Source organism: Priestia sp. JNUCC 25, from assembly GCF_053667915.1.
Window position 1 is genome coordinate 3,580,035 of sequence record NZ_CM132211.1, and the last position, 17,736, is coordinate 3,597,770.

Genomic DNA, 17,736 nt, shown 5'->3' on the forward strand with positions numbered 1-17,736 from the left:
GAAAGAAGGAAATTGATTTTATGTCTAAACAAAATAAGCTACTTATATTTGTCTTAACCTTAGGAGCTTTCGGGATTATAAATACCGAAATGGGGGTTATAGGGATACTGCCCTACATTGCGGATCACTTTCATATCAGTGTATCAAAGGCCGGATGGCTGGTGAGTCTCTTTGCGCTTACTGTATCAATATCTGGTCCAACGATGCCGTTACTCTTTTCAGGAGTCAACCGTAAGAAAGCAATGTTACTTGTACTTGGTATTTTCGTTTTAGGTAACATTATCTCTATATTCACCACTAACTTTGCTATTGCCATAATTGCGCGTGTGATTCCAGCTATCTTTCATCCAATTTATTTTTCAGCAGCTTTTACAATGGCAGCGAACTCAGTCAGCAAGGAAGACGCTCCAAAAGCTGTTTCCAAAGTCTTTATTGGCGTATCTGCAGGCATGGTACTTGGTGTACCAATCGCAAGTTTTCTTGCAAGCACAGTTTCGTTTCAACTATCAATGACGTTTTTTTCTGTTATTAATGCTATTGTATTTATTGCTACGTGGGCATTCTTCCCTTCTATGCCTGTTACAGAAAGACTTTCATACGGAGCGCAGCTAAGCGTATTAAAAAAACCTATTACTTGGCTTTCTATTATTGCCGTCCTTTTACTGAATTCAGCAGTATTTGGGGTTTACAGTTATCTTGCTGAGTATCTTAAAAGCGTTACGAACATCTCTGGACAATTAATTAGTTTCATGTTGATTCTATTCGGTGGGGCAAATATTCTCGGAAATATTATCGCAGGGAAGTTACTTACGAAAAATGCCATTAAAACTGTAGTCGTTTTCCCTTTCGCATTGGGAGTCGTTTACATCATTTTATTCTTCATCGGACAGTTTACTTGGCCTATGGCTATCATGACTTTAGTTTGGGGAATATTCGCTGGTATAGGAACGAATATTAATCAATATTGGATTTCCTCCGCAGCTCCAGAAGCTCCTGATTTCGCAAACGGACTATTTTTAGCGTCCGTTAACTTAGGAACAACAATTGGTACAGCTGTGGGTGGACTATTTATATCAGGAATGGGTACACAATATGTTGTACTAGTGGGGATCTTGTCATTAATATTGAGTGTACTATTCATTTTACCAAGAAGCTACATGCAGCGTCCGGTAAGGCAACTTTCAAAATAAGACATCAGCGCAACTTTCTTTCGGGATCCCTAGCAGGTTCCCTTTGTTTTCTTTTATTACATCTATGAAAAGCAGCAATCCGTTCTAATCAATGCTCACAGCATTAATATATAAAAAATGGAGGACTTGAAATGGAAAAATACACTAAAGTGGCACTTGTCACCGGCGGAAATCGCGGTATTGGATATGAACTAGTGAGACAATTGGCGATGGAAGGTTTTAAGGTCATTTTGACGAGCCGTAATTCAGAAACCGGACATAAAGCCGTGCAAAAACTTAAAGACTCTCATCTTGATGTTTCATATGTGGTGATGGATATAAGCAATGAAGCCAGCATCCTCAAAGCTGCAGCTACAGTAAGTGAACAATATGGACGATTAGATGTATTGATTAATAATGCGGGCATATATTTGGATAAAAACCAAAAATTAGTCAATATGGATCCTTCTATTCTAGAGAAAACGCTGGCAACGAACTTCTTCGGTGCCTACCATGTAATCCGTTCCTTTATACCCCTCATGGAACAGCAATCCTACGGAAGAATTATTAATGTTTCCTCAGAATATGGAGCCATGAGTGAAATGTCATCTCCAGGAGTTGGCGCTTATAAGTTATCTAAGCTTATTCTAAATGGCTTAACGCAATTAATAGCTGCAGAAAGCACCAATGATATCAAAATTAACGCGGTCGATCCAGGATGGGTAAGCTCAGATATGGGTGGACCATCAGCTCCAAGAACTCCAGAGCAAGCTGCTCGTTCTATCCTTTGGTTAGCAACGATTGGAACTGAAGAACCTTCCGGAGGCTTTTTTAAAGATGAAAAACAAATCGATTGGTGAATGTTTAGAGCTTTAAGTACCTCCCCTATGATATTTTGAATTTATAATAAAAAACCTACGGATTATTACCAATAATCCGTAGGTTTTTTTGTTTCTAGCATATATGCAATCTATTATTTTATGTTGTTATATTCCTCATCCGTTACTGGTTCTAACCATTCCGGCGTACCGGCAGTGATGGCAATGTGTTCAAACCAGCTGTCTTTTGCAGCACCATGCCAATGTTTTACACCATCATGTGTAACAACAACATCTCCAGCTTTTAAGAATTGTGCAGGTTTTCCTTCTTCTTGGTACCAGCCTTCGCCACCTGTTACTAATAAAAGCTGAAATCCATCACGATGAATATGCCAGTTATTGCGGCATCCAGGTTCAAAGGTCACATTTCCAACTCCGACATTCACTTTGGGATCGGCGATTAATGTTTGAAGATAGCTTTGTCCAACAAAAAATTGTGCATACGCTTCGTTTTTTTCTCCTACTGGGAAAATAACGCCATTTTTTACTTCTTCATGTTTTGCCATTTTGATTCCTCCAATAATATCATTCATAGTTGTATGTCTTGGCTCATTCATTGCTATTACATGTTTACTTCAACTTCCCACCAAATACCGGGAAGTAGCTATGCTCACCATAATCCTGAATAGGTTCGACATTTTTCAAAATTTCCATATCTGCATCACTAATCACAAAATCAAGCTCTGCATTGATTCTCATATGATCTGGGTTTGCGGTCTTAGGAATTACTGCAAGACCAAGCTGAATATCATAGCGTAGGCAAAGCTGCGCGACAGATACCCCATATTTATCAGCTATTACCTTAACTTCTTTATTATCAAGAACTGCACCGTGTGCAATTGGCGAATATGCTTCTACCAAGATGTCATTCTTCTGACAAAACTCAATTAAATCTAAAGGCGTGTTGCTCACATGTACTAATACCTGATTGACCATAGGCTTGATTTCACAGCTTGAAAGAATATTCTCTATATCATCCTGAAGGAAATTAGAAAGACCGATTGCCTTTACCTTTCCTGCTTTATAAGCGTCCTCCATTGCTTTCCATGCCTCTTTGTTTTCTTCGAAATAGCGATTTTCTTCTCTAAACTCCGTCCAAGGCTGTGGACTGTGGATAATGAGAAGATCAATGTAATCCAGCCCCATCTTTGTTAAAGACTCATCAATGGACTCCGTAACTTCCTCATAAGTCTTTGCTTCTGCTGCAACCTTTGTTGTAATGAAAAGTTCTTCTCTTTCAACACCGCTAGAACGGATTCCTTCGCCTATACCAGCTTCATTCATATAAGCTTGAGCCGTATCAATGTGACGGTACCCATTAGAGACCGCATCACGCACTGCCTGCGCTGCCTGTTCATCATCAAGCAGCCAAGTACCAAGGCCTAATAGCGGCATTTCTACACTGTTTGATAATTTATACGTTTCGTTAAACATGTTTTTTATCTCCTTTGAATTGTTCTATTTTTTGTAGTAACTTGTCCTATATACTTTGGTTTCCCATTTCTTATCAGGGAAATCTTCACATAAAACAGAGATTCTTTACTTTCTTCTCTTAGTTTTCAGGGCTAATTTCATTAATACAAGCTAATGTATTTAGTGTTCTTGGAAAGCCCATATATGGAAGACAGTGAGTGATTGCATCAATCAATTGTTCCTTGGCATTTCCCACATTCAGATTCCCTTGTACATGTGCCTTCACTTGACCTTCAGCACCACCTAACGCACTTACAATACAGAGAGTTAATAGCTCTCTTGTTTGCAAATCAAGTCCGCTGCGGGTGTAAAAATCTCCGAAACAAAAAGCCGAAAGATATTCCTGTATATGCGTTTGATTCGATGGAGCATTCTTCTGCATTTTTTTAATAACATCCCCGAAAATCTCTACTTGAGTAGCCAGCCCTTTTTGAGAGCGATTCTGTTCATTTACCGTCTTTTGACTCTCTATCGGTAAAACAATTTCCTTTGCTTTGAAAACCTCGTTAACTTTATCGATGGCATTTAACGTTTTTGGAAATCCAATGTATGGTGCACACTGGTAAACAGCTTCTTTAATTTCTACAGGTGTTAGACCAACACTCAGCGCTGCGCTAACATGTGCTGTTAGTTGAGGCAACGTCTGGTTAGTAGCCAGAACTACCAATGTAATTAGCTCGCGCTCCTTGTCATTTAGCTCACCTTGATAAAAAATTTCTCCAAAAATAAAATGGCTCAGAATGTCCTGAAAATCCGGATCGGTAACATGTGTAGCTGGAACACCATCGCCAAACAGCTGCTTGTATTTTTCTATACTCCTGTCAATGCGGTTCACAAACATTCCTCCTATTGAAGTTCATTTTTCTATAGTTTTAAAAGTATCTACCTGTCTGCTGAAAATCAATATTGATTGATTAATCAACATCTGTCTATAATTATAAAAGCAAATAAGATCCTTTCAATCGCTAATTAAAGGCGATTCGTTGATTACTCAACAAATGAAGAGATATTGTTGAATATCTTTAAAAAAAGTGAGGTTTTAAAGTGGCTAAAGTCGATAGAAGAATACTCAAAAGCCAAGAGGCTATAAAAAAAGCAGTTACTGAGTTAATGACCCAAAAACGATTTGATGACATTACCATTCAGGACATTGCTGACAAAGCAAACGTTAACCGAGGCACAATTTATCTTCACTACATGGATAAATACGATTTACTAGATAAGATGATTGAAGAGCATATGAACAATCTCGAGGAACTATGCCATTCGGCTGCTGATATGACGTTTCAAGAAGGAAATTATATTTGGTTTGAATACTTTGAGCGCCACCACCTGTTCTTTTCCACCATGTTAGAAAGTAAAGGCGCACATTATTTCCGCAGCCGTTTTCTCGAGTTAGTCATCCAAGAGTATAGTCCTGAAGTTGATATAACTAAAGGTGAAAACGAAGGGTTAAGTAAAGAAGTTGTTGTTCAATTCTTTGCCTCAGCTGTTGTAGGGACAGTAGAATGGTGGTTTAAAAATGGCATGCACGTTCCAACCGATGTCATAGCTGAGCAAACTGGCATATTGTTAGATCGGAATTTAGAATAATTTATTGCGTTTTTAAAAGCAATTAAATAACCTGGACTCTACAGAGGATCCAGGTTATTTATAAATAGTACTAAAGCACGGAGAATAAGCGCCGAAACATATTTTGATTCATCTAATGAATGAAAGACGCAGAAAAGCTATTAAACGGAAATGAGGTAGCTTTCCCCCCAGCTCCGCCTGAACGTTTAGAAGCAGGTTTGGATGATATTCTATGCAGAGCACGTTTTCAAGATCCAGAAGTCGCAGCGGCTATCTCCATGGAGATAGCTGCTGGTATAGTTTTATAGCTAATTAATTGGCTCGTCTATTCGGAAAGATATTGCAGCGATGTTTGGTAAAATTGACATGCAAAAAGCACAGATTACAAACAATGAGCTTTCTATAAATACAAAAAATATTTCTTAGCAAATAGGGACATTACGATAACTAACTTTATCTATGATATACATATTATTTAATTGATTTAATCCCATATTCTAGGTCGATCAACCTCCATGATTCTCAAATACTGTAAGAGTTGTCCAGCGTGTACGGATTCATGATAGCCTATCCGCATCAACATATCCCCTAAAGAACGAATATAACCAACACCTGAACGGTCTATTTGAATGTTAGTTAAATCTTCTTCAGAAAAAGTAGTAATCATGTCTAAAAATTGTTGGTGGTATGATGCTGCAAACTCCAATTCATCCTTTATAGATTGTAATGGTCTTTTTTCAAAAGGAGAATCAAATTCCTTTAAGCTGCCCAAATTTTTGATAGCTAGATGATAATAGTATTCTGACTCCAAGACATGACGAACCATTTCTACGCATGTCATAGCTTCTTTATCTGGCTTCCAATCGAGTTTATCATCAGGAATTGCTTGCCAAACCTTTATACTTCTTCTTCTAATCTCTTTTATATTTAATACTATTGTGTCTGTTCCATTCATTTCCATCCCTCCTCTTATCATTATTTTACATGATTTCTCCAAAACAAAGAGGTGAATTTTCAACTAAACTTATTTCAAATATTCATGGTTCTTATGCTGAGTATAATAACTTTCATACTTTAGGAATCGTATGTTCAATTCTTTTATGTAAAAAACTCCATAAACGCTTAGTAACAAGCTGTAAACCATTGGTTAACGCAGCAGATGTGAGTACTAATCACTATACATGTCCCCATTTAACAAATAAAAAAAGCTAGCATAAAGCTAACTTTTTTAAGTTAGAGATAAAGGCAGGCTAATAATTAGCAACCGCCAAATCCTCCCCAACAAGCACAGCCAATAATGATTAATAAGATAAACAGCACGATAATTAAAGCAAAACCACTGCCACCGCCGTAACCGCAGCCGCCGCCATAACCATAGCCACAACCTCCGCCATAACCGCCAAAGAACATAAACTTCACCTCCTTCTCGTTCATACATTTAGCATATGATGAAAAACGAAATTTGCTCCACGAAGTGGATAGACTACGTTTTATATCACTATAAATAAAAAATAATAACCTTTTAGTTTCTTTTACATACAATGAAGCATCCCCAGATCCCATATATGAGTTTTACTCCCTCTGCAATAGATTGTTTGAATTCCGCCCAATCAGTTCTATTGCGTATAAAAGCAACCCCGCACAACCTAGAATAAAAAAGTCTTTCTCAAATTAGAGAAAGACTTTTTTATTGTTATTAATAGCCAAATCCGCGGCCGTAACAGCTGCATCCAATAATGACAAGAAGAATAAACAGGACAACTAATAAAGCAAAACCAGAACCAGCTCCACCATAACTAGACATACAAACACCTCTTTTCGTGGTATTTAACTAAAGGAAAAAACTTTAAATATACATGGGTTAAGGTATTATATGTAGACATAGCTCATATCGATTGGATTTTTGTCTAAAATAGGCTACTTTGTTTAGCGACAGCTAAATAACATCATAAATTTCACATAGTAAAAACCCTTCATTGTTAAAATGAAGGGGCTTTTTTGGCTATTAGCACCAAGGCCGAGTTCTAGGAGGACAGCTTGGAGCACAAAAATGTTGATGCGTTTCCTGATATACAACGGATTCTGTATGCGGGAATGAGTGCATATATTTATAATTTTTTTGATAAACATTTGTGGTATGGCTAGGATGCACCACTGGAACAAACACATCTTGACCAGTAAAAGATGTGTTTTGCTTAACTGGGTCATACTGAGCAGGCATGGTTTGAGGAGGCAATTGACCACAAGGTTTAGATTGAGGATAACCGCAGTTACCTTGCTGAGGATACATAGCCCCTTGATAATCACCGTAATTAGAGTGCTGATAAGGATAGTTGTTTCTCATATTAAAAATCTTCTCCTTGCTGTTAGTAGACTCCTATTACTGTATCTGAAACAACCATAGAATGTTTTGGGAAATACCTAAAAAAGACCCTAATTATTTAAGGTCTTCTTTACTAAGAGAAAAAGAAATGTGTATCCTTAGTTAGCTATGATATTAAGAAATAGAAGGTTTTTTTATGTCCATTATTCCTCAAGATTCACATCCATCGCTGCGTTATCAATATTATTTAAAATGGTTTTGTTTTTATCGTCTAATTCATTGCGTAAAAGTGAATTACGCGTCGCTTCGTATAAATCGTAACTTCTTTCATCAACTGGAGAATTATGATCTTCACATATCATTTTTTCTGATTCTTTGGATTGATCTGCCATATCAGTCACCTCCTTTGTATATTATGTGAGTTGATTAAGAAAAACATAAGAACTTTATCTGCTTATTGTTGAGTAAGGTTTAGATTTATATCAACGGTTAGCTGCTTCTGTGCATTGTGTTTACATATGACCTAGTATTAGGTGGACACAACCGTTTCTTGAGCATGCTTTTGGATGATTTCTGGAACTTCCAGCAATGAATTAACGGTTATCAATTTACCTTTTGGCGCAATATCAATTTTAACTTGGTTGTAGCTCCATTCCAGTTCAGAAGGTACGTGAATCGCATGTATTCCAACTTCTACTGCCGGTTTTATATCGGTTTTTAATGAATTGCCAATCATCCAAGTCTTTTTTGGATCGTACTTAATTTGGGTTAGTATTTCTTTTAATGCAGGTGTATCTTTTTGTTCAGAAATGAACACTCTTTTTTCAAAGTATTTAGCTAGCTCTAGCTGAACAATTTTTCTACCTTGATTTTCCTCGTCTCCACCTGTGTGTAAATAGAGATTATGTCCTTGTTCTTTAAGCTTATCTAATACTTCATACATATTTGGCAAAGGCTCTATCGGTACTTCAAATACACTTTGACCAATTTTCTTGACTCTTTCGACTCTATCTTCATGGATATCTTGATGATTTTGTTCACTAAAAAATAAATAAGTAGCTACTAATGATTCTGGAAAACGAGAAGAGTGAAGGCCATACTTTTCTATACTTTTTAAATCTATCTCTAACTGCTTTTGTTTTATTTCTTCCTTAGTCAGATTCTCAAACCATTCCTGCAATTGAGCCACAAAATCATTTATGGTGTCTCTAAAATATTTATTACAGTGAACAAGCGTATCGTCTAAATTAAAAATTAAGGTTTGCTTCTGCATTTCGTTAAATCCTTTCTACAATCGATGTACAGACAGTATATATGAAAAAACACTAACCACTTTTATTACCTATCCACACCTAAAACCAAGATGAAATCTCCAATACGTTAGGAATAAGCAGTTGATTTACTATACTGAAATGAGAATATTTAGTGGAAAGATCCTTCTAGCATATAAAATAGAAGGATCTTTTTATAAGATAAAAAGCAGCAGGATACTCCTGCTAATAAATATAACGTTCAAAATGTTCTCTATTCATATTTGTTTTGAACGTAGAGGTACTCAGTCCTGAACGATTTATTAGCGGTTGGCTGCCTTCGTCTTCTTTAGGTATATTCATTTCAAGACCTTGTATAGTGAAAGGATCATACATATACGTTGTTCGTTCAGTTTCTGTATGCGACATTAACTTCACCTCTATTAATAGTCCTCATTTTTTAAACCATGTTAACTCGTTTACAGCAGGTTCTCTAATGAAAATATCTACGTTTCGTAGGTCTTTTCGCTAAAAAAGATCCGCCGTTTTCTACTTTTTTTATTAAGTTGTAATTTCTTGTGGCTCTTCACCTTCAAGGTCAGTAAAGAAATTTTCTAAGGTTTCCCTCGGGTCAAGGGCACGCCCATCTTCTTCGACAATACGGTTAAGCGTAGGATCATTATTGCTATCTTTATTTTTATAGTTGTTATAATCAACTCTTTCTGCAATTCCTGAATTATCAACGCCTTCAAAGTCTTTCTTTGGCATAAAAACACCTCCTAGCCATATTGTTTGAAAATTTGAAGATAAAATAAGTGGAAGGTTAAGTTATATTTTTATTTCCCGAGAATTAAATAGATACTTGTTGCTAAGAGACATGTACAACATGCTTAATTATTTTACGAAATGGGGAAACTAAAACGTCAAAATTTAATTTACTGAGGAGGAATATAAGTGGAAAGAAATCCAAGCACAAGACAGTTTCAGGATGATTTTGAGCAGTATCAACTGCCAGAGTCAGTAAAGCAACAAAAATCAGGAACTTATCGAGTCGGATTTGAATCAAACACTGGAATTGAAAAAGTACAGAATCAGCAAGAAGGAAGAGAAAATAAATAAGTTTGGGCATTTTATACTTTTACATGACGAGGAGGGCGTCTCATGGATCAATAAAAAATGTTAGCAAATGAATTAAGTAACATGCTTACAGAAAGTAAGCTGCCGATTACAATTGAAGAAGATATCCATGAAATTTGCAGAGGTTTACAATCAGGTGAAATCAGCGTGAATGATTTGAAAGAAAAAGACCCTTTTGTTGTAAATGCAGTTCAAGAAGCAATGGATAGAATAACTAAACACAATTCTTAAAATAGCTATAGCAATCATTTTTATTAAGCCAAAGACTAACTCTTTACAGAGTTAGTCCTTTGTCATTCAAATAGTATACCCATGAACGTGAAAAAAGAATGACAAACGAGCTGTCATTCTCTCTCCTACACATGGCAAGCGTTTAGTTTTTAGTCACAAGGAAATGAAACATCTAATCCCACTTTTTACAGTGTCGGTTGTTTCTAAAAATTAGTATGTCATCCTAACAAGGAAATATACATCCATTATTTACCACGAATACATTTCTTCCACAATAGGAAACTTAAGAAAAACAAGGAGGTGACACAACATGGCAAACAACAAAAGCAGCAACAACAATGAATTATTAGTATACGGTGCTGAACAAGCAATCGATCAAATGAAATATGAAATCGCTAGCGAATTTGGTGTAAACCTTGGTGCTGATACAACTGCACGTGCAAACGGATCAGTAGGTGGCGAAATCACTAAGCGTCTTGTGCAATTAGCTGAGCAACAACTTGGCGGCGGGCGTTTCTAAGACAACTTTATAATTGATGGCTGAAGGAAGAATGGGGACCCATTCTTCCTTTTTGTACGAATAAAAAAGGAAGGAGAGAGTATATGCAGCAACATCAATTAGCTAAAGAAAAGGCGGGTTTTACTGAGAAACCAGCAGCTTCTGCAACAAATGCACAAAAAGTAAAACAAGAAATCCAAAGAGACGTAAGTGAAGGACAAGGTGCAATGACTTCTCGAGAAGCAGGCGCAATGCGCGATTGAAAATCAATTTGAGCGGTTTTTAATCCTCGATTCTTTGTACAAAAACTTAAAAAGTACCTCGATTAACTAAGGTACTTTTTTAAGTTTGCTCTATTTCGACGTGGGAGCTGCTTTGACTTCGGTTGTGTTTTATCGGGTACATGCTGTTGAAAAACAAAGGCAAACAGTGTAATCCCCAATATATAAAAGTCGAGCCTGTCTTGTCCAACTGAAAAATAATTAGTTTGTATTTTGTCCCCCGCCATTCAGCCCTTCTTTTATGTACGCGTTAACCTGACTATTTGAAAGCAATCCAATATGTCCAATGCCATAAAGTTGAATATTTCTTGCTCCTTGCAGCCTAGAGAGACTATTAACAACAATTTGATCATTTATGCTGTAGATCGACGTATAAAGAATTTTTTGATTAAGATCTGTACCTGGGAGTGCTGTCGAAGAAACTAAACCATTCGCCCCTCCTAACGTCACGACATTTTCAATCTTATTCCCTCCCCCTAGATATTTAATACAGTACAGCGTGTTTGCTCCCCCCATACTATGAGCAACAATATCTACCTTCTTAGCTCCCGTCTCTTTCAACACTTGATCAATGTATCGAGCAAGCTGAGGTCCATTATTCAAATTGTTGCCTGTCTTATCTATAAAATCAATAGCATAAAGATCATTGCGATCCCACCCTTGAGCGATTAGATAGTTTTTGATAGCAATAAAGTTATAGGACGCACCGCTGATTCCATGAGCAAGAACAACCGGATTGTGGTTTGCTTCGGCCTTAGCATTCGAAGGCTGAATTCCTAATGCAGATACAACCAGGGATAAAGCAAAAATTAATGCGACAAACGTTTTCTTCATTTCTTTTCTCCTCCTCAAAATGTGTAAGTAACAACCTCCATAGATTATATATAAAAATCCTAATATGGTAAACTTATACTTATAAGTTATTTAAAGGTATATTCATTTGTTATCTGTGGTATTTTTTTATAGTAGCTTATATGATAATGAGCATCACCTACTTCTATTACGTTAGATCCTTTTTATAATTAAAAAAATCCCCCCGGAAATAATTTTGATAGACCGTACGAAAAATAGGCTTATAGTTTGTTTTCTTTTCTTGATTACTGTCCGTTTTATGTTAACTAAAATACTACATACAACCTAAACACAAAAGAACTACTGCTCCTGAACAGTAGCTCTTTCTCTTTATACGTAATATTTTAAAACACCTTCAGTAGCATGCTCAGAGGATGAAACATTATTTACTAAGAACGTTTTTCTAATCATCTAACCTTTTACGGTCATCTGCTTGAGGAGGCTGTTCCATCCAGTGATTATCAATCATATCTTTCCCAATACGGCTATAAATCCACAAGCTATCCAAGGCCGCCTTTTCATAGTGTGCTGAAATATCAGCTCTCATACTTGCAATGAGAGCTGCGTTATAATAAGTAACTGCTACACCAAAAAGGAAACCTGTTTGAAGAAGCATAAGCCGATCTGAAAAAGGAGAAATATTGGAATTTGTAACCTCTGTTTCGCATGATTGAGGTAGATGAAGGTTGTCTTTGGTTAATAAGGATGAAAACACATCAATGTGTTTGTTTTTTACTTGCAGGCTTTTTTCTAATAATGCTCGTACGTTTTGATTTTTTGAAACTTGTGAAAAGCCAAGGATCATCGCTTTCGCAATAAATGTTTTGTGTAAATTAAAATAAGCATGTCCACTTTCTATTGTATTTATCGGTCTCTGTTTACCGAACACATCTGTTACATAGTGGTAGTGTTTAATCATTTCCACCTTGTTCGGTGTTATGTAAGTAGGTGGTTGCTGATAAAGTTGTTTTGAAATAAGAAGATCCTTAGTTTTTTTATAAATCTCCATCGCATTAAGGTTGCACTGATAATAAAAATCAACAATGTCTGGACGTAAGGAAGTCGTAAAAGATAAACTCATTTCATTATGTCCGTGTGTGCTCATCATATAAAGGGATTTAAGACACAAAACGTCCGTAAATAGAGGAGGAGCTTCTAAGTTTACGTCTTCTTCTGTAAATCCTTTAGGAATAGGAAACTTCTCTTTCTTAAATAATGCTTTTAAAGTATCTATGTGTTTAAGTGAATAGTGAAGAGCTGTTTGAAAAAGGCTATGTATCTCAGGATCTTGGATCGTGTGAAGCATATATTTATTTACACATATAGATAATGTTTCACGGATATAGTGTGTCCATAAATTTGCCATTTCAGGAGATGTTAATCGATTCTTTTTTTGCAATTTTCTGTTCCTCCGTATCAAAGCCATTTTTTCTTAGCTTCCCCTCCTTTTAAGCTTTCATACAAGTTAGCTTTCATACTAATATTTCCTCTAAAAAAGAAAAAGCTGCTCAAATGAGCAACTTTTTAAAAACACATACTTAAGGAAAGATATTGAATAAATCAAGATTAATTATTTTTTTGTTTATATTCTGCATCAAAAGAGTTTTCACCGGCATGAACAGACAGCAAGGTATCAGCATAGCCAACTAGCCTGTTGACCAGCTCATCTGCAATTGCATAAACAAGAGGGTGGATTTCTGTTCTAAATAGTGCTGGATCATCTAAGATGACTGTAGTGTTAATAAACACATCTCTATTTCCATAAAGGTTATAATGAATCATTGCTTTTCCTGCAGCTCCACCTGTTCTTGGATCTTCATAACCTGGAAGAAATACGTACCATTCTTCTGCTGTAGCAGACCGGAAATTTTTCGTAAAGGTCATTCCGTTGATCACTTTTTCAATCTGCGTTTTTTGCTCCAAATGAGCTGCATCTACAATTTTCTTCTTCATAACGCACTCCTCATCACATTAACGAAATTCTTCGTCAGCAGGCGTAGCCTCTACAGCGATTTGATAAGCATCTAAAATGGAGTCACGTTCCTCAGGATCGGTCAATCCAACAAGATATTGTTCACCCTTTTCATCTTCAACGCGCATCAACAGCGCTTCCCCGTTCGATTGCAGCAAAGCATAAGTCTGATTTCTCATATCAAATAAAGCCTCAACTGCGTATTGTTTTTCAATACCTTTTTCATCTTCAATGGTTATAAGATCTCTTTCCCTACTGCTCACTTTTCGTTCACCTCCACTAAAAATCTTCCCGGTTACTTTACCCGTTCTTCTCTGCTTCTATAATCGTACAAAATGAAATTCAATAGCGAAGGCGAATAGGGAGTTTAGTTATGGATATATCTAAAAAATAGTTATTTATCCGTCTATTGGAGAATGAAACTTTAAGAAATGATTAAAAAAATGTTTTTACAATATCGTGTTGTGAATGACATTCATGGCAGTACCAATTAATTTCTAAAGCATCTTCTGTGAGGGTATGTATAGTTTCTTTTCTGCACTTTTTACAGTATTCTTTTTTCTGACGTGTCTTTGACAATATAACCCCTTCCTCTCTTGCATTTTTAATTTTATGCTTCGTATAAAAATAACCATTGATACGGTACCTAAAGAGGATTGCAATAGCAATTGCAATCCTCTTCTCACATGGCAACTTTTAGATAACAAGGAAATGAAACATCTAATCCCACTTTTTACAGTGTCGGTTGTTTCTAAAAATTAGTATGTCACCCTGATCAAGAAATAAACATCCATAATTTACCGTGTATATACTTCTTGGCCCCTAGGAAACTTAAGAAAAACAAGGAGGTGACACAACATGGCAAACAACAAAAGCAGCAACAACAATGAATTATTAGTATACGGTGCTGAACAAGCAATCGATCAAATGAAATATGAAATCGCTAGCGAATTTGGTGTAAACCTTGGTGCTGATACAACTGCACGTGCAAACGGATCAGTAGGTGGCGAAATCACAAAGCGTCTTGTGCAATTAGCTGAGCAACAACTTGGCGGCGGACGCTTCTAAGACAACTTTATAATTGATGGCTGAAGGAAGAGTGGGTATCCACTCTTCCTTTTATTATGGACATTTTCTATTTATCGTCATAAGCAGAAAGCCACATAAAGCATGACAAAACAAAAAACTGCCAAAGAAGGCAGCTCTCTGTATAACAAGGGTATTGTGACTATGCCCTTATAGGCAGCTTGAATAGTATACGTAAAATAGTAGATTGTATTCACTGATAAAATTCTTTTTTTATATCTAGAAGAATAATGAAACATGATATGGAGACGTTAAGTGTGTGCATAGTAAGAAAGGTGGCACATTATTATGAATATGTTAAGGAGGATAACAATGGGTATTTTAAGTGGAAATCCTACAGATGAACCGATGCATTATGGTGAAGTATTTGGAACATGGTCGTTTCTTTCTGCTTCAAAAGGATTAGTAGCTGGTTATCAAACGTTTCTAAATCATGTAGGAGACAAGGATCTACATAAGTTGGTACAAGAAACGATTGAACAATGTCAGCAGGAAATGAAAGGTGTAGAAAAGCTATTAAAAGAAAATGGAGTGGCTTTACCTCCAACTCCGCCTGAACGTCCAGAAGCTTGTTTAGATGATATTCCAGTAGGTGCACGTGTTCAAGATCCCGAAGTTGCTGCGGCTATTTCACTGGATATAGCTGCTGGTCTAGTTGCTTGTAGTCAACTGATTGGCCAATCTATTCGTGAAGATATCGCAGCAATGTTTGGTCAAATTCACATGCAAAAAGTAGCTCTTGGTGGAAAGTTTTTGCGACTTAACAAAGAAAAAGGCTGGTTAGTTCCACCACCTCTTCACAAGTCAAAAAACACGGATTGTTGATAATGAAATTACTATAAAACGTGAAGATTTCACTTTAAGTGAACCATACCACATGCTACGAAACATTGCTTGGAAATCCTCATTTAAGGTGTATTTTTCTTTTTAGTACATGAGTTATTGATAACTTGAGCAAACTACTCAAGATGCAATAGAGAATTATCAACACAACATCTATATTTCAACGACTAGGAAAACTACTGCACAGGAGCAGTAGTTTTTTCCGTTTTTATGTTGTATAGAATATAAAAACATAGTGAACATAATGCTAGATCATGAACAAACGAGTCAAGACGCTATGAAGCATCTAACTACTTCTTTATTAACATAATACCAATTTTCAAAAATAACATGTAAAGAAGCTCTCTATGGAAAAATAAAGAGCTTTTTCTCGTCAACGAATCCTCCATTTTGATAAAGATTAAGTGTATATCAATGGATTGCATAAAATAAGTAAACAAGACCATATTAAATATGAATACTAGGTATAAAATTAAATATGAATGATAGGTATAAAAAGTATAATCCATTCCAAATTATGGGAGATTGTATATGGATAATTATAAAAATGACAATACTGCAAGACGCTATATTGCTCATGTCAGTATATTTGGAACGACTCAAATTCATTTAAGAAACCCCTATATTGTTGCTTGGTGGTCAGCAGCTTTTCCAGGGTTTGGGCACTTACTACTGTCTAAATACCTTCGCGGCTTTGTATTATTTATATGGGAGGTCATTATAAACCTTAAATCTCATGTGAATTTAGCCATGATTTATTCTTTTCAAGGAAACATTGATATGGCCAAAGACGTGCTTGATACAAAATGGCTTCTTATTTATATTCCCGTTTATATTTTTGCTATATGGGATAGTTACCGAACAACCGTTGATTTAAATAAAATATACGTGTTAGCTGAAAGAGAAAATCATCAGTTCAACTCCTTTAGTATAGGATCCATGGAAATAAACTATTTAGATAAACGGAATCCCATCTTATCCGTTATCTGGTCCTTGTTGATGCCAGGTCTAGGACAACTCTATATTCATCGGATCATTGGTGCTTTCTTTGTTATCATTTGGGCAGTCGTTTTCTTTTATTATTCTCATCTACTTGAGGGTATTTCTCTTCTATTTTTAGGAGAAATAAAACAGGCTACTTCCGTTTTAAATAAAGAATGGCTGTTATTTTTTCCTTCTCTATATGGTTTTGCTACCTTTGATTCCTATATGAATACCGTTGAGAATAATAAACTTGTTGAAAGAGTGCAGAAAAACTTCTTCGAGAAAATGTATCAACACCCAAGCTTTTGTATTGTGAAAGGAAAAAAGGTGGAGTGAAAATATGCAAATCTTTTCTACATTTGAATACTCCAGTTACATAGAATTAGCTATTTCCGATCTAGAAAAAAAAGGAATAAAGAAAGAGGACATATTTATCGTTCCTCTTAATAATAGAACGGAAGACCGCCGGATTTTTGATAGCCTTCATCGAGCAGATGGTGTTTCTCTTATTGATTTAGGAATGGCTCTAGCCACAGCCTTTTCAGTCATTGGTGCAAGTATTGGTTTTAAACTAAGCTGGGGACCTATTTATTGGGGGATTATTAGTGCTTTTAGCGGATTTATCTTAGGATTAGGAATTAAAATATTTATGTTTAAAGTAATCAGAAAAAATCAACGGCTTCTACGTGGCAAACATTCCGAAGTCATACTCATTGTTGATTGTCATGCTGCGGACGCCGAAGCGGTTGAACAAACTTTGTGGAAAAATCTTGCCTTAGGTGTTTCAAAAGTTAGACCTGATGGCTTATAAAAATAAGTCATCACCGTACAATATAATGGCCAGATACAGGATGAATGAATTACTATTCAGGATTAGAGATAACTTCCTTAACACATTGAGGAAGTTTTTCTGTTTTTAAGCTGTATACTCTTTAGTTAGCATAATGTCATTTATTAGAACCAAAAAAGCTGTATGAAGAATCTTATTCAGGCAGTCTTCTGTTTAAAATTTTATTGATTGCGACTCTCTAACTTCTGCATATTTTCCCATATCATTTGAATTTATTAAATGTCATTACAATTTCCTTTTATTTCTTAATAAAATAACAATCGATATCAAAGCAACAGTATTAATTAATTCTAAAAGAGGACTTATTCTGTCTAAAAATAAACTAATCATGTTCTA

27 protein-coding genes are annotated in these 17,736 nt (G+C 36.0%); 12 read left to right on the forward strand and 15 right to left on the reverse strand.

The genetic code is table 11. The features are described from left to right. Nucleotides 1-20: 20 nt before the first annotated feature. The gene (locus JNUCC25_RS18745) at nucleotides 21-1,190 is read left to right on the forward strand and encodes an MFS transporter (protein ID WP_029323549.1); all 1,170 of its coding nucleotides are present in this window, start codon (nucleotides 21-23) and stop codon (nucleotides 1,188-1,190) included. 131 nt (nucleotides 1,191-1,321) lie between these two features. After that, entirely contained in the window at nucleotides 1,322-2,029 is a 708-nt protein-coding gene (locus tag JNUCC25_RS18750; RefSeq protein WP_029323551.1) for an SDR family oxidoreductase, read from the forward strand. A gap of 113 nt (nucleotides 2,030-2,142) precedes the next feature. Here JNUCC25_RS18750 and JNUCC25_RS18755 read toward each other — a convergent pair whose 3' ends face one another. The 3 genes from JNUCC25_RS18755 to JNUCC25_RS18765 all read right to left on the reverse strand — a co-directional run bounded on the left by JNUCC25_RS18755 (nucleotide 2,143) and on the right by JNUCC25_RS18765 (nucleotide 4,355). After that, nucleotides 2,143-2,553 (reverse strand): cupin domain-containing protein, encoded by a 411-nt coding sequence (locus JNUCC25_RS18755; RefSeq protein ID WP_029323553.1) that lies wholly within the window; start codon nucleotides 2,551-2,553, stop codon nucleotides 2,143-2,145. Nucleotides 2,554-2,617: 64 nt separating this feature from the next. Further along, nucleotides 2,618-3,481 carry an aldo/keto reductase gene (locus JNUCC25_RS18760; RefSeq protein WP_057273785.1) on the reverse strand — a complete coding sequence of 288 codons (864 nt, stop codon included), beginning with the start codon at nucleotides 3,479-3,481 and terminating at the stop codon, nucleotides 2,618-2,620. Nucleotides 3,482-3,599: 118 nt separating this feature from the next. Then, a complete protein-coding gene (locus JNUCC25_RS18765) occupies nucleotides 3,600-4,355 on the reverse strand; it encodes a carboxymuconolactone decarboxylase family protein (protein ID WP_029323558.1) in 756 nt (251 codons plus the stop codon). 209 nt (nucleotides 4,356-4,564) lie between these two features. Here JNUCC25_RS18765 and JNUCC25_RS18770 point away from each other — a divergent pair, with 209 nt between their 5' ends. Together JNUCC25_RS18770 and JNUCC25_RS18775 are read left to right on the forward strand one after the other, a co-directional pair. After that, the gene (locus JNUCC25_RS18770; protein WP_029323560.1) at nucleotides 4,565-5,113 is read left to right on the forward strand and encodes a TetR/AcrR family transcriptional regulator; all 549 of its coding nucleotides are present in this window, start codon (nucleotides 4,565-4,567) and stop codon (nucleotides 5,111-5,113) included. A gap of 119 nt (nucleotides 5,114-5,232) precedes the next feature. Continuing rightward, nucleotides 5,233-5,400 carry a hypothetical protein gene (locus JNUCC25_RS18775; protein ID WP_170960220.1) on the forward strand — a complete coding sequence of 56 codons (168 nt, stop codon included), beginning with the start codon at nucleotides 5,233-5,235 and terminating at the stop codon, nucleotides 5,398-5,400. 176 nt (nucleotides 5,401-5,576) lie between these two features. On the opposite strand, the gene JNUCC25_RS18780 is transcribed toward JNUCC25_RS18775, so the two are convergent. The 8 genes from JNUCC25_RS18780 to JNUCC25_RS18815 all read right to left on the reverse strand — a co-directional run bounded on the left by JNUCC25_RS18780 (nucleotide 5,577) and on the right by JNUCC25_RS18815 (nucleotide 9,433). Beyond that, on the reverse strand, nucleotides 5,577-6,047 hold the full coding sequence (locus JNUCC25_RS18780) for a DinB family protein (RefSeq protein ID WP_140457006.1): 471 nt from the start codon (nucleotides 6,045-6,047) through the stop codon (nucleotides 5,577-5,579). A gap of 302 nt (nucleotides 6,048-6,349) precedes the next feature. Continuing rightward, nucleotides 6,350-6,502, reverse strand: coding sequence for a YjcZ family sporulation protein (locus tag JNUCC25_RS18785; RefSeq protein WP_013058439.1), 153 nt, complete (start codon nucleotides 6,500-6,502; stop codon nucleotides 6,350-6,352). A gap of 286 nt (nucleotides 6,503-6,788) precedes the next feature. Next, nucleotides 6,789-6,896: a YjcZ family sporulation protein gene (locus JNUCC25_RS18790; RefSeq protein WP_016766356.1), complete on the reverse strand. Its 108-nt coding sequence runs from the start codon at nucleotides 6,894-6,896 to the stop codon at nucleotides 6,789-6,791. A 201-nt stretch (nucleotides 6,897-7,097) separates the two neighbouring features. Beyond that, nucleotides 7,098-7,436, reverse strand: coding sequence for a CotD family spore coat protein (locus JNUCC25_RS18795; RefSeq protein WP_041816604.1), 339 nt, complete (start codon nucleotides 7,434-7,436; stop codon nucleotides 7,098-7,100). Nucleotides 7,437-7,618: 182 nt separating this feature from the next. Beyond that, a complete protein-coding gene (locus JNUCC25_RS18800) occupies nucleotides 7,619-7,807 on the reverse strand; it encodes a hypothetical protein (protein ID WP_013058440.1) in 189 nt (62 codons plus the stop codon). Between the two features lie 137 nt (nucleotides 7,808-7,944). After that, the gene (locus JNUCC25_RS18805) at nucleotides 7,945-8,688 is read right to left on the reverse strand and encodes an HAD family hydrolase (protein ID WP_078082085.1); all 744 of its coding nucleotides are present in this window, start codon (nucleotides 8,686-8,688) and stop codon (nucleotides 7,945-7,947) included. A gap of 223 nt (nucleotides 8,689-8,911) precedes the next feature. Further along, nucleotides 8,912-9,094, reverse strand: a complete 183-nt coding sequence (locus JNUCC25_RS18810; protein ID WP_013058442.1) for a hypothetical protein — start codon at nucleotides 9,092-9,094, stop codon at nucleotides 8,912-8,914. Between the two features lie 132 nt (nucleotides 9,095-9,226). After that, nucleotides 9,227-9,433 (reverse strand): hypothetical protein, encoded by a 207-nt coding sequence (locus JNUCC25_RS18815; protein WP_029323568.1) that lies wholly within the window; start codon nucleotides 9,431-9,433, stop codon nucleotides 9,227-9,229. Nucleotides 9,434-9,619: 186 nt separating this feature from the next. Here JNUCC25_RS18815 and JNUCC25_RS18820 point away from each other — a divergent pair, with 186 nt between their 5' ends. From JNUCC25_RS18820 to JNUCC25_RS18835, 4 genes are all read left to right on the forward strand, one after another. Next, nucleotides 9,620-9,784, forward strand: coding sequence for a hypothetical protein (locus tag JNUCC25_RS18820; protein WP_171843226.1), 165 nt, complete (start codon nucleotides 9,620-9,622; stop codon nucleotides 9,782-9,784). A gap of 57 nt (nucleotides 9,785-9,841) precedes the next feature. Then, nucleotides 9,842-10,033, forward strand: coding sequence for a hypothetical protein (locus JNUCC25_RS18825; protein ID WP_035439093.1), 192 nt, complete (start codon nucleotides 9,842-9,844; stop codon nucleotides 10,031-10,033). 310 nt (nucleotides 10,034-10,343) lie between these two features. After that, nucleotides 10,344-10,553 carry an alpha/beta-type small acid-soluble spore protein gene (locus tag JNUCC25_RS18830; RefSeq protein ID WP_013058452.1) on the forward strand — a complete coding sequence of 70 codons (210 nt, stop codon included), beginning with the start codon at nucleotides 10,344-10,346 and terminating at the stop codon, nucleotides 10,551-10,553. Between the two features lie 83 nt (nucleotides 10,554-10,636). Further along, nucleotides 10,637-10,795, forward strand: coding sequence for a hypothetical protein (locus tag JNUCC25_RS18835; protein ID WP_013058447.1), 159 nt, complete (start codon nucleotides 10,637-10,639; stop codon nucleotides 10,793-10,795). A gap of 219 nt (nucleotides 10,796-11,014) precedes the next feature. Here the strand turns inward: JNUCC25_RS18835 and JNUCC25_RS18840 are convergent, their stop codons facing one another. The 4 genes from JNUCC25_RS18840 to JNUCC25_RS18855 all read right to left on the reverse strand — a co-directional run bounded on the left by JNUCC25_RS18840 (nucleotide 11,015) and on the right by JNUCC25_RS18855 (nucleotide 13,900). Beyond that, nucleotides 11,015-11,647: an esterase/lipase family protein gene (locus JNUCC25_RS18840; protein ID WP_029323571.1), complete on the reverse strand. Its 633-nt coding sequence runs from the start codon at nucleotides 11,645-11,647 to the stop codon at nucleotides 11,015-11,017. A gap of 421 nt (nucleotides 11,648-12,068) precedes the next feature. Beyond that, nucleotides 12,069-13,064: a DUF3231 family protein gene (locus JNUCC25_RS18845; RefSeq protein ID WP_029323573.1), complete on the reverse strand. Its 996-nt coding sequence runs from the start codon at nucleotides 13,062-13,064 to the stop codon at nucleotides 12,069-12,071. A gap of 167 nt (nucleotides 13,065-13,231) precedes the next feature. Continuing rightward, complete coding sequence (locus JNUCC25_RS18850) at nucleotides 13,232-13,618, reverse strand: hypothetical protein (protein WP_013058450.1); 387 nt, start codon at nucleotides 13,616-13,618, stop codon at nucleotides 13,232-13,234. Between the two features lie 18 nt (nucleotides 13,619-13,636). Beyond that, nucleotides 13,637-13,900, reverse strand: coding sequence for a DUF1292 domain-containing protein (locus JNUCC25_RS18855; RefSeq protein WP_013058451.1), 264 nt, complete (start codon nucleotides 13,898-13,900; stop codon nucleotides 13,637-13,639). Between the two features lie 595 nt (nucleotides 13,901-14,495). On the opposite strand from JNUCC25_RS18855, the gene JNUCC25_RS18860 reads away from it, so the two are divergent. From JNUCC25_RS18860 to JNUCC25_RS18875, 4 genes are all read left to right on the forward strand, one after another. Then, complete coding sequence (locus JNUCC25_RS18860; protein WP_013058452.1) at nucleotides 14,496-14,705, forward strand: alpha/beta-type small acid-soluble spore protein; 210 nt, start codon at nucleotides 14,496-14,498, stop codon at nucleotides 14,703-14,705. 330 nt (nucleotides 14,706-15,035) lie between these two features. Further along, complete coding sequence (locus JNUCC25_RS18865; RefSeq protein WP_013058453.1) at nucleotides 15,036-15,548, forward strand: DUF3231 family protein; 513 nt, start codon at nucleotides 15,036-15,038, stop codon at nucleotides 15,546-15,548. A 549-nt stretch (nucleotides 15,549-16,097) separates the two neighbouring features. Beyond that, complete coding sequence (locus tag JNUCC25_RS18870) at nucleotides 16,098-16,886, forward strand: hypothetical protein (RefSeq protein ID WP_029323577.1); 789 nt, start codon at nucleotides 16,098-16,100, stop codon at nucleotides 16,884-16,886. Between the two features lie 4 nt (nucleotides 16,887-16,890). Further along, nucleotides 16,891-17,361, forward strand: a complete 471-nt coding sequence (locus JNUCC25_RS18875; RefSeq protein WP_013058455.1) for a hypothetical protein — start codon at nucleotides 16,891-16,893, stop codon at nucleotides 17,359-17,361. The last annotated feature ends 375 nt before the right edge of the window (nucleotides 17,362-17,736 follow it).

Excerpts from the sequence above, each read along its gene's own strand:
- JNUCC25_RS18835 (WP_013058447.1), top strand. The coding sequence starts at position 10,637 with ATGCAGCAACATCAATTAGCTAAAGAAAAGGCGGGTTTTACTGAGAAA.
- JNUCC25_RS18830 (WP_013058452.1), top strand. The coding sequence starts at position 10,344 with ATGGCAAACAACAAAAGCAGCAACAACAATGAATTATTAGTATACGGT.
- JNUCC25_RS18775 (WP_170960220.1), top strand. The coding sequence starts at position 5,233 with ATGAAAGACGCAGAAAAGCTATTAAACGGAAATGAGGTAGCTTTCCCC.
- JNUCC25_RS18805 (WP_078082085.1), bottom strand. The coding sequence starts at position 8,688 with ATGCAGAAGCAAACCTTAATTTTTAATTTAGACGATACGCTTGTTCAC.
- JNUCC25_RS18795 (WP_041816604.1), bottom strand. The coding sequence starts at position 7,436 with ATGAGAAACAACTATCCTTATCAGCACTCTAATTACGGTGATTATCAA.
- JNUCC25_RS18745 (WP_029323549.1), top strand. The coding sequence starts at position 21 with ATGTCTAAACAAAATAAGCTACTTATATTTGTCTTAACCTTAGGAGCT.
- JNUCC25_RS18760 (WP_057273785.1), bottom strand. The coding sequence starts at position 3,481 with ATGTTTAACGAAACGTATAAATTATCAAACAGTGTAGAAATGCCGCTA.
- JNUCC25_RS18750 (WP_029323551.1), top strand. The coding sequence starts at position 1,322 with ATGGAAAAATACACTAAAGTGGCACTTGTCACCGGCGGAAATCGCGGT.
- JNUCC25_RS18860 (WP_013058452.1), top strand. The coding sequence starts at position 14,496 with ATGGCAAACAACAAAAGCAGCAACAACAATGAATTATTAGTATACGGT.
- JNUCC25_RS18825 (WP_035439093.1), top strand. The coding sequence starts at position 9,842 with ATGTTAGCAAATGAATTAAGTAACATGCTTACAGAAAGTAAGCTGCCG.
- JNUCC25_RS18840 (WP_029323571.1), bottom strand. The coding sequence starts at position 11,647 with ATGAAGAAAACGTTTGTCGCATTAATTTTTGCTTTATCCCTGGTTGTA.
- JNUCC25_RS18785 (WP_013058439.1), bottom strand. The coding sequence starts at position 6,502 with ATGTTCTTTGGCGGTTATGGCGGAGGTTGTGGCTATGGTTATGGCGGC.
- JNUCC25_RS18810 (WP_013058442.1), bottom strand. The coding sequence starts at position 9,094 with ATGTCGCATACAGAAACTGAACGAACAACGTATATGTATGATCCTTTC.
- JNUCC25_RS18875 (WP_013058455.1), top strand. The coding sequence starts at position 16,891 with ATGCAAATCTTTTCTACATTTGAATACTCCAGTTACATAGAATTAGCT.
- JNUCC25_RS18815 (WP_029323568.1), bottom strand. The coding sequence starts at position 9,433 with ATGCCAAAGAAAGACTTTGAAGGCGTTGATAATTCAGGAATTGCAGAA.
- JNUCC25_RS18790 (WP_016766356.1), bottom strand. The coding sequence starts at position 6,896 with ATGTCTAGTTATGGTGGAGCTGGTTCTGGTTTTGCTTTATTAGTTGTC.
- JNUCC25_RS18865 (WP_013058453.1), top strand. The coding sequence starts at position 15,036 with ATGGGTATTTTAAGTGGAAATCCTACAGATGAACCGATGCATTATGGT.
- JNUCC25_RS18755 (WP_029323553.1), bottom strand. The coding sequence starts at position 2,553 with ATGGCAAAACATGAAGAAGTAAAAAATGGCGTTATTTTCCCAGTAGGA.
- JNUCC25_RS18870 (WP_029323577.1), top strand. The coding sequence starts at position 16,098 with ATGGATAATTATAAAAATGACAATACTGCAAGACGCTATATTGCTCAT.
- JNUCC25_RS18800 (WP_013058440.1), bottom strand. The coding sequence starts at position 7,807 with ATGGCAGATCAATCCAAAGAATCAGAAAAAATGATATGTGAAGATCAT.
- JNUCC25_RS18780 (WP_140457006.1), bottom strand. The coding sequence starts at position 6,047 with ATGAATGGAACAGACACAATAGTATTAAATATAAAAGAGATTAGAAGA.
- JNUCC25_RS18850 (WP_013058450.1), bottom strand. The coding sequence starts at position 13,618 with ATGAAGAAGAAAATTGTAGATGCAGCTCATTTGGAGCAAAAAACGCAG.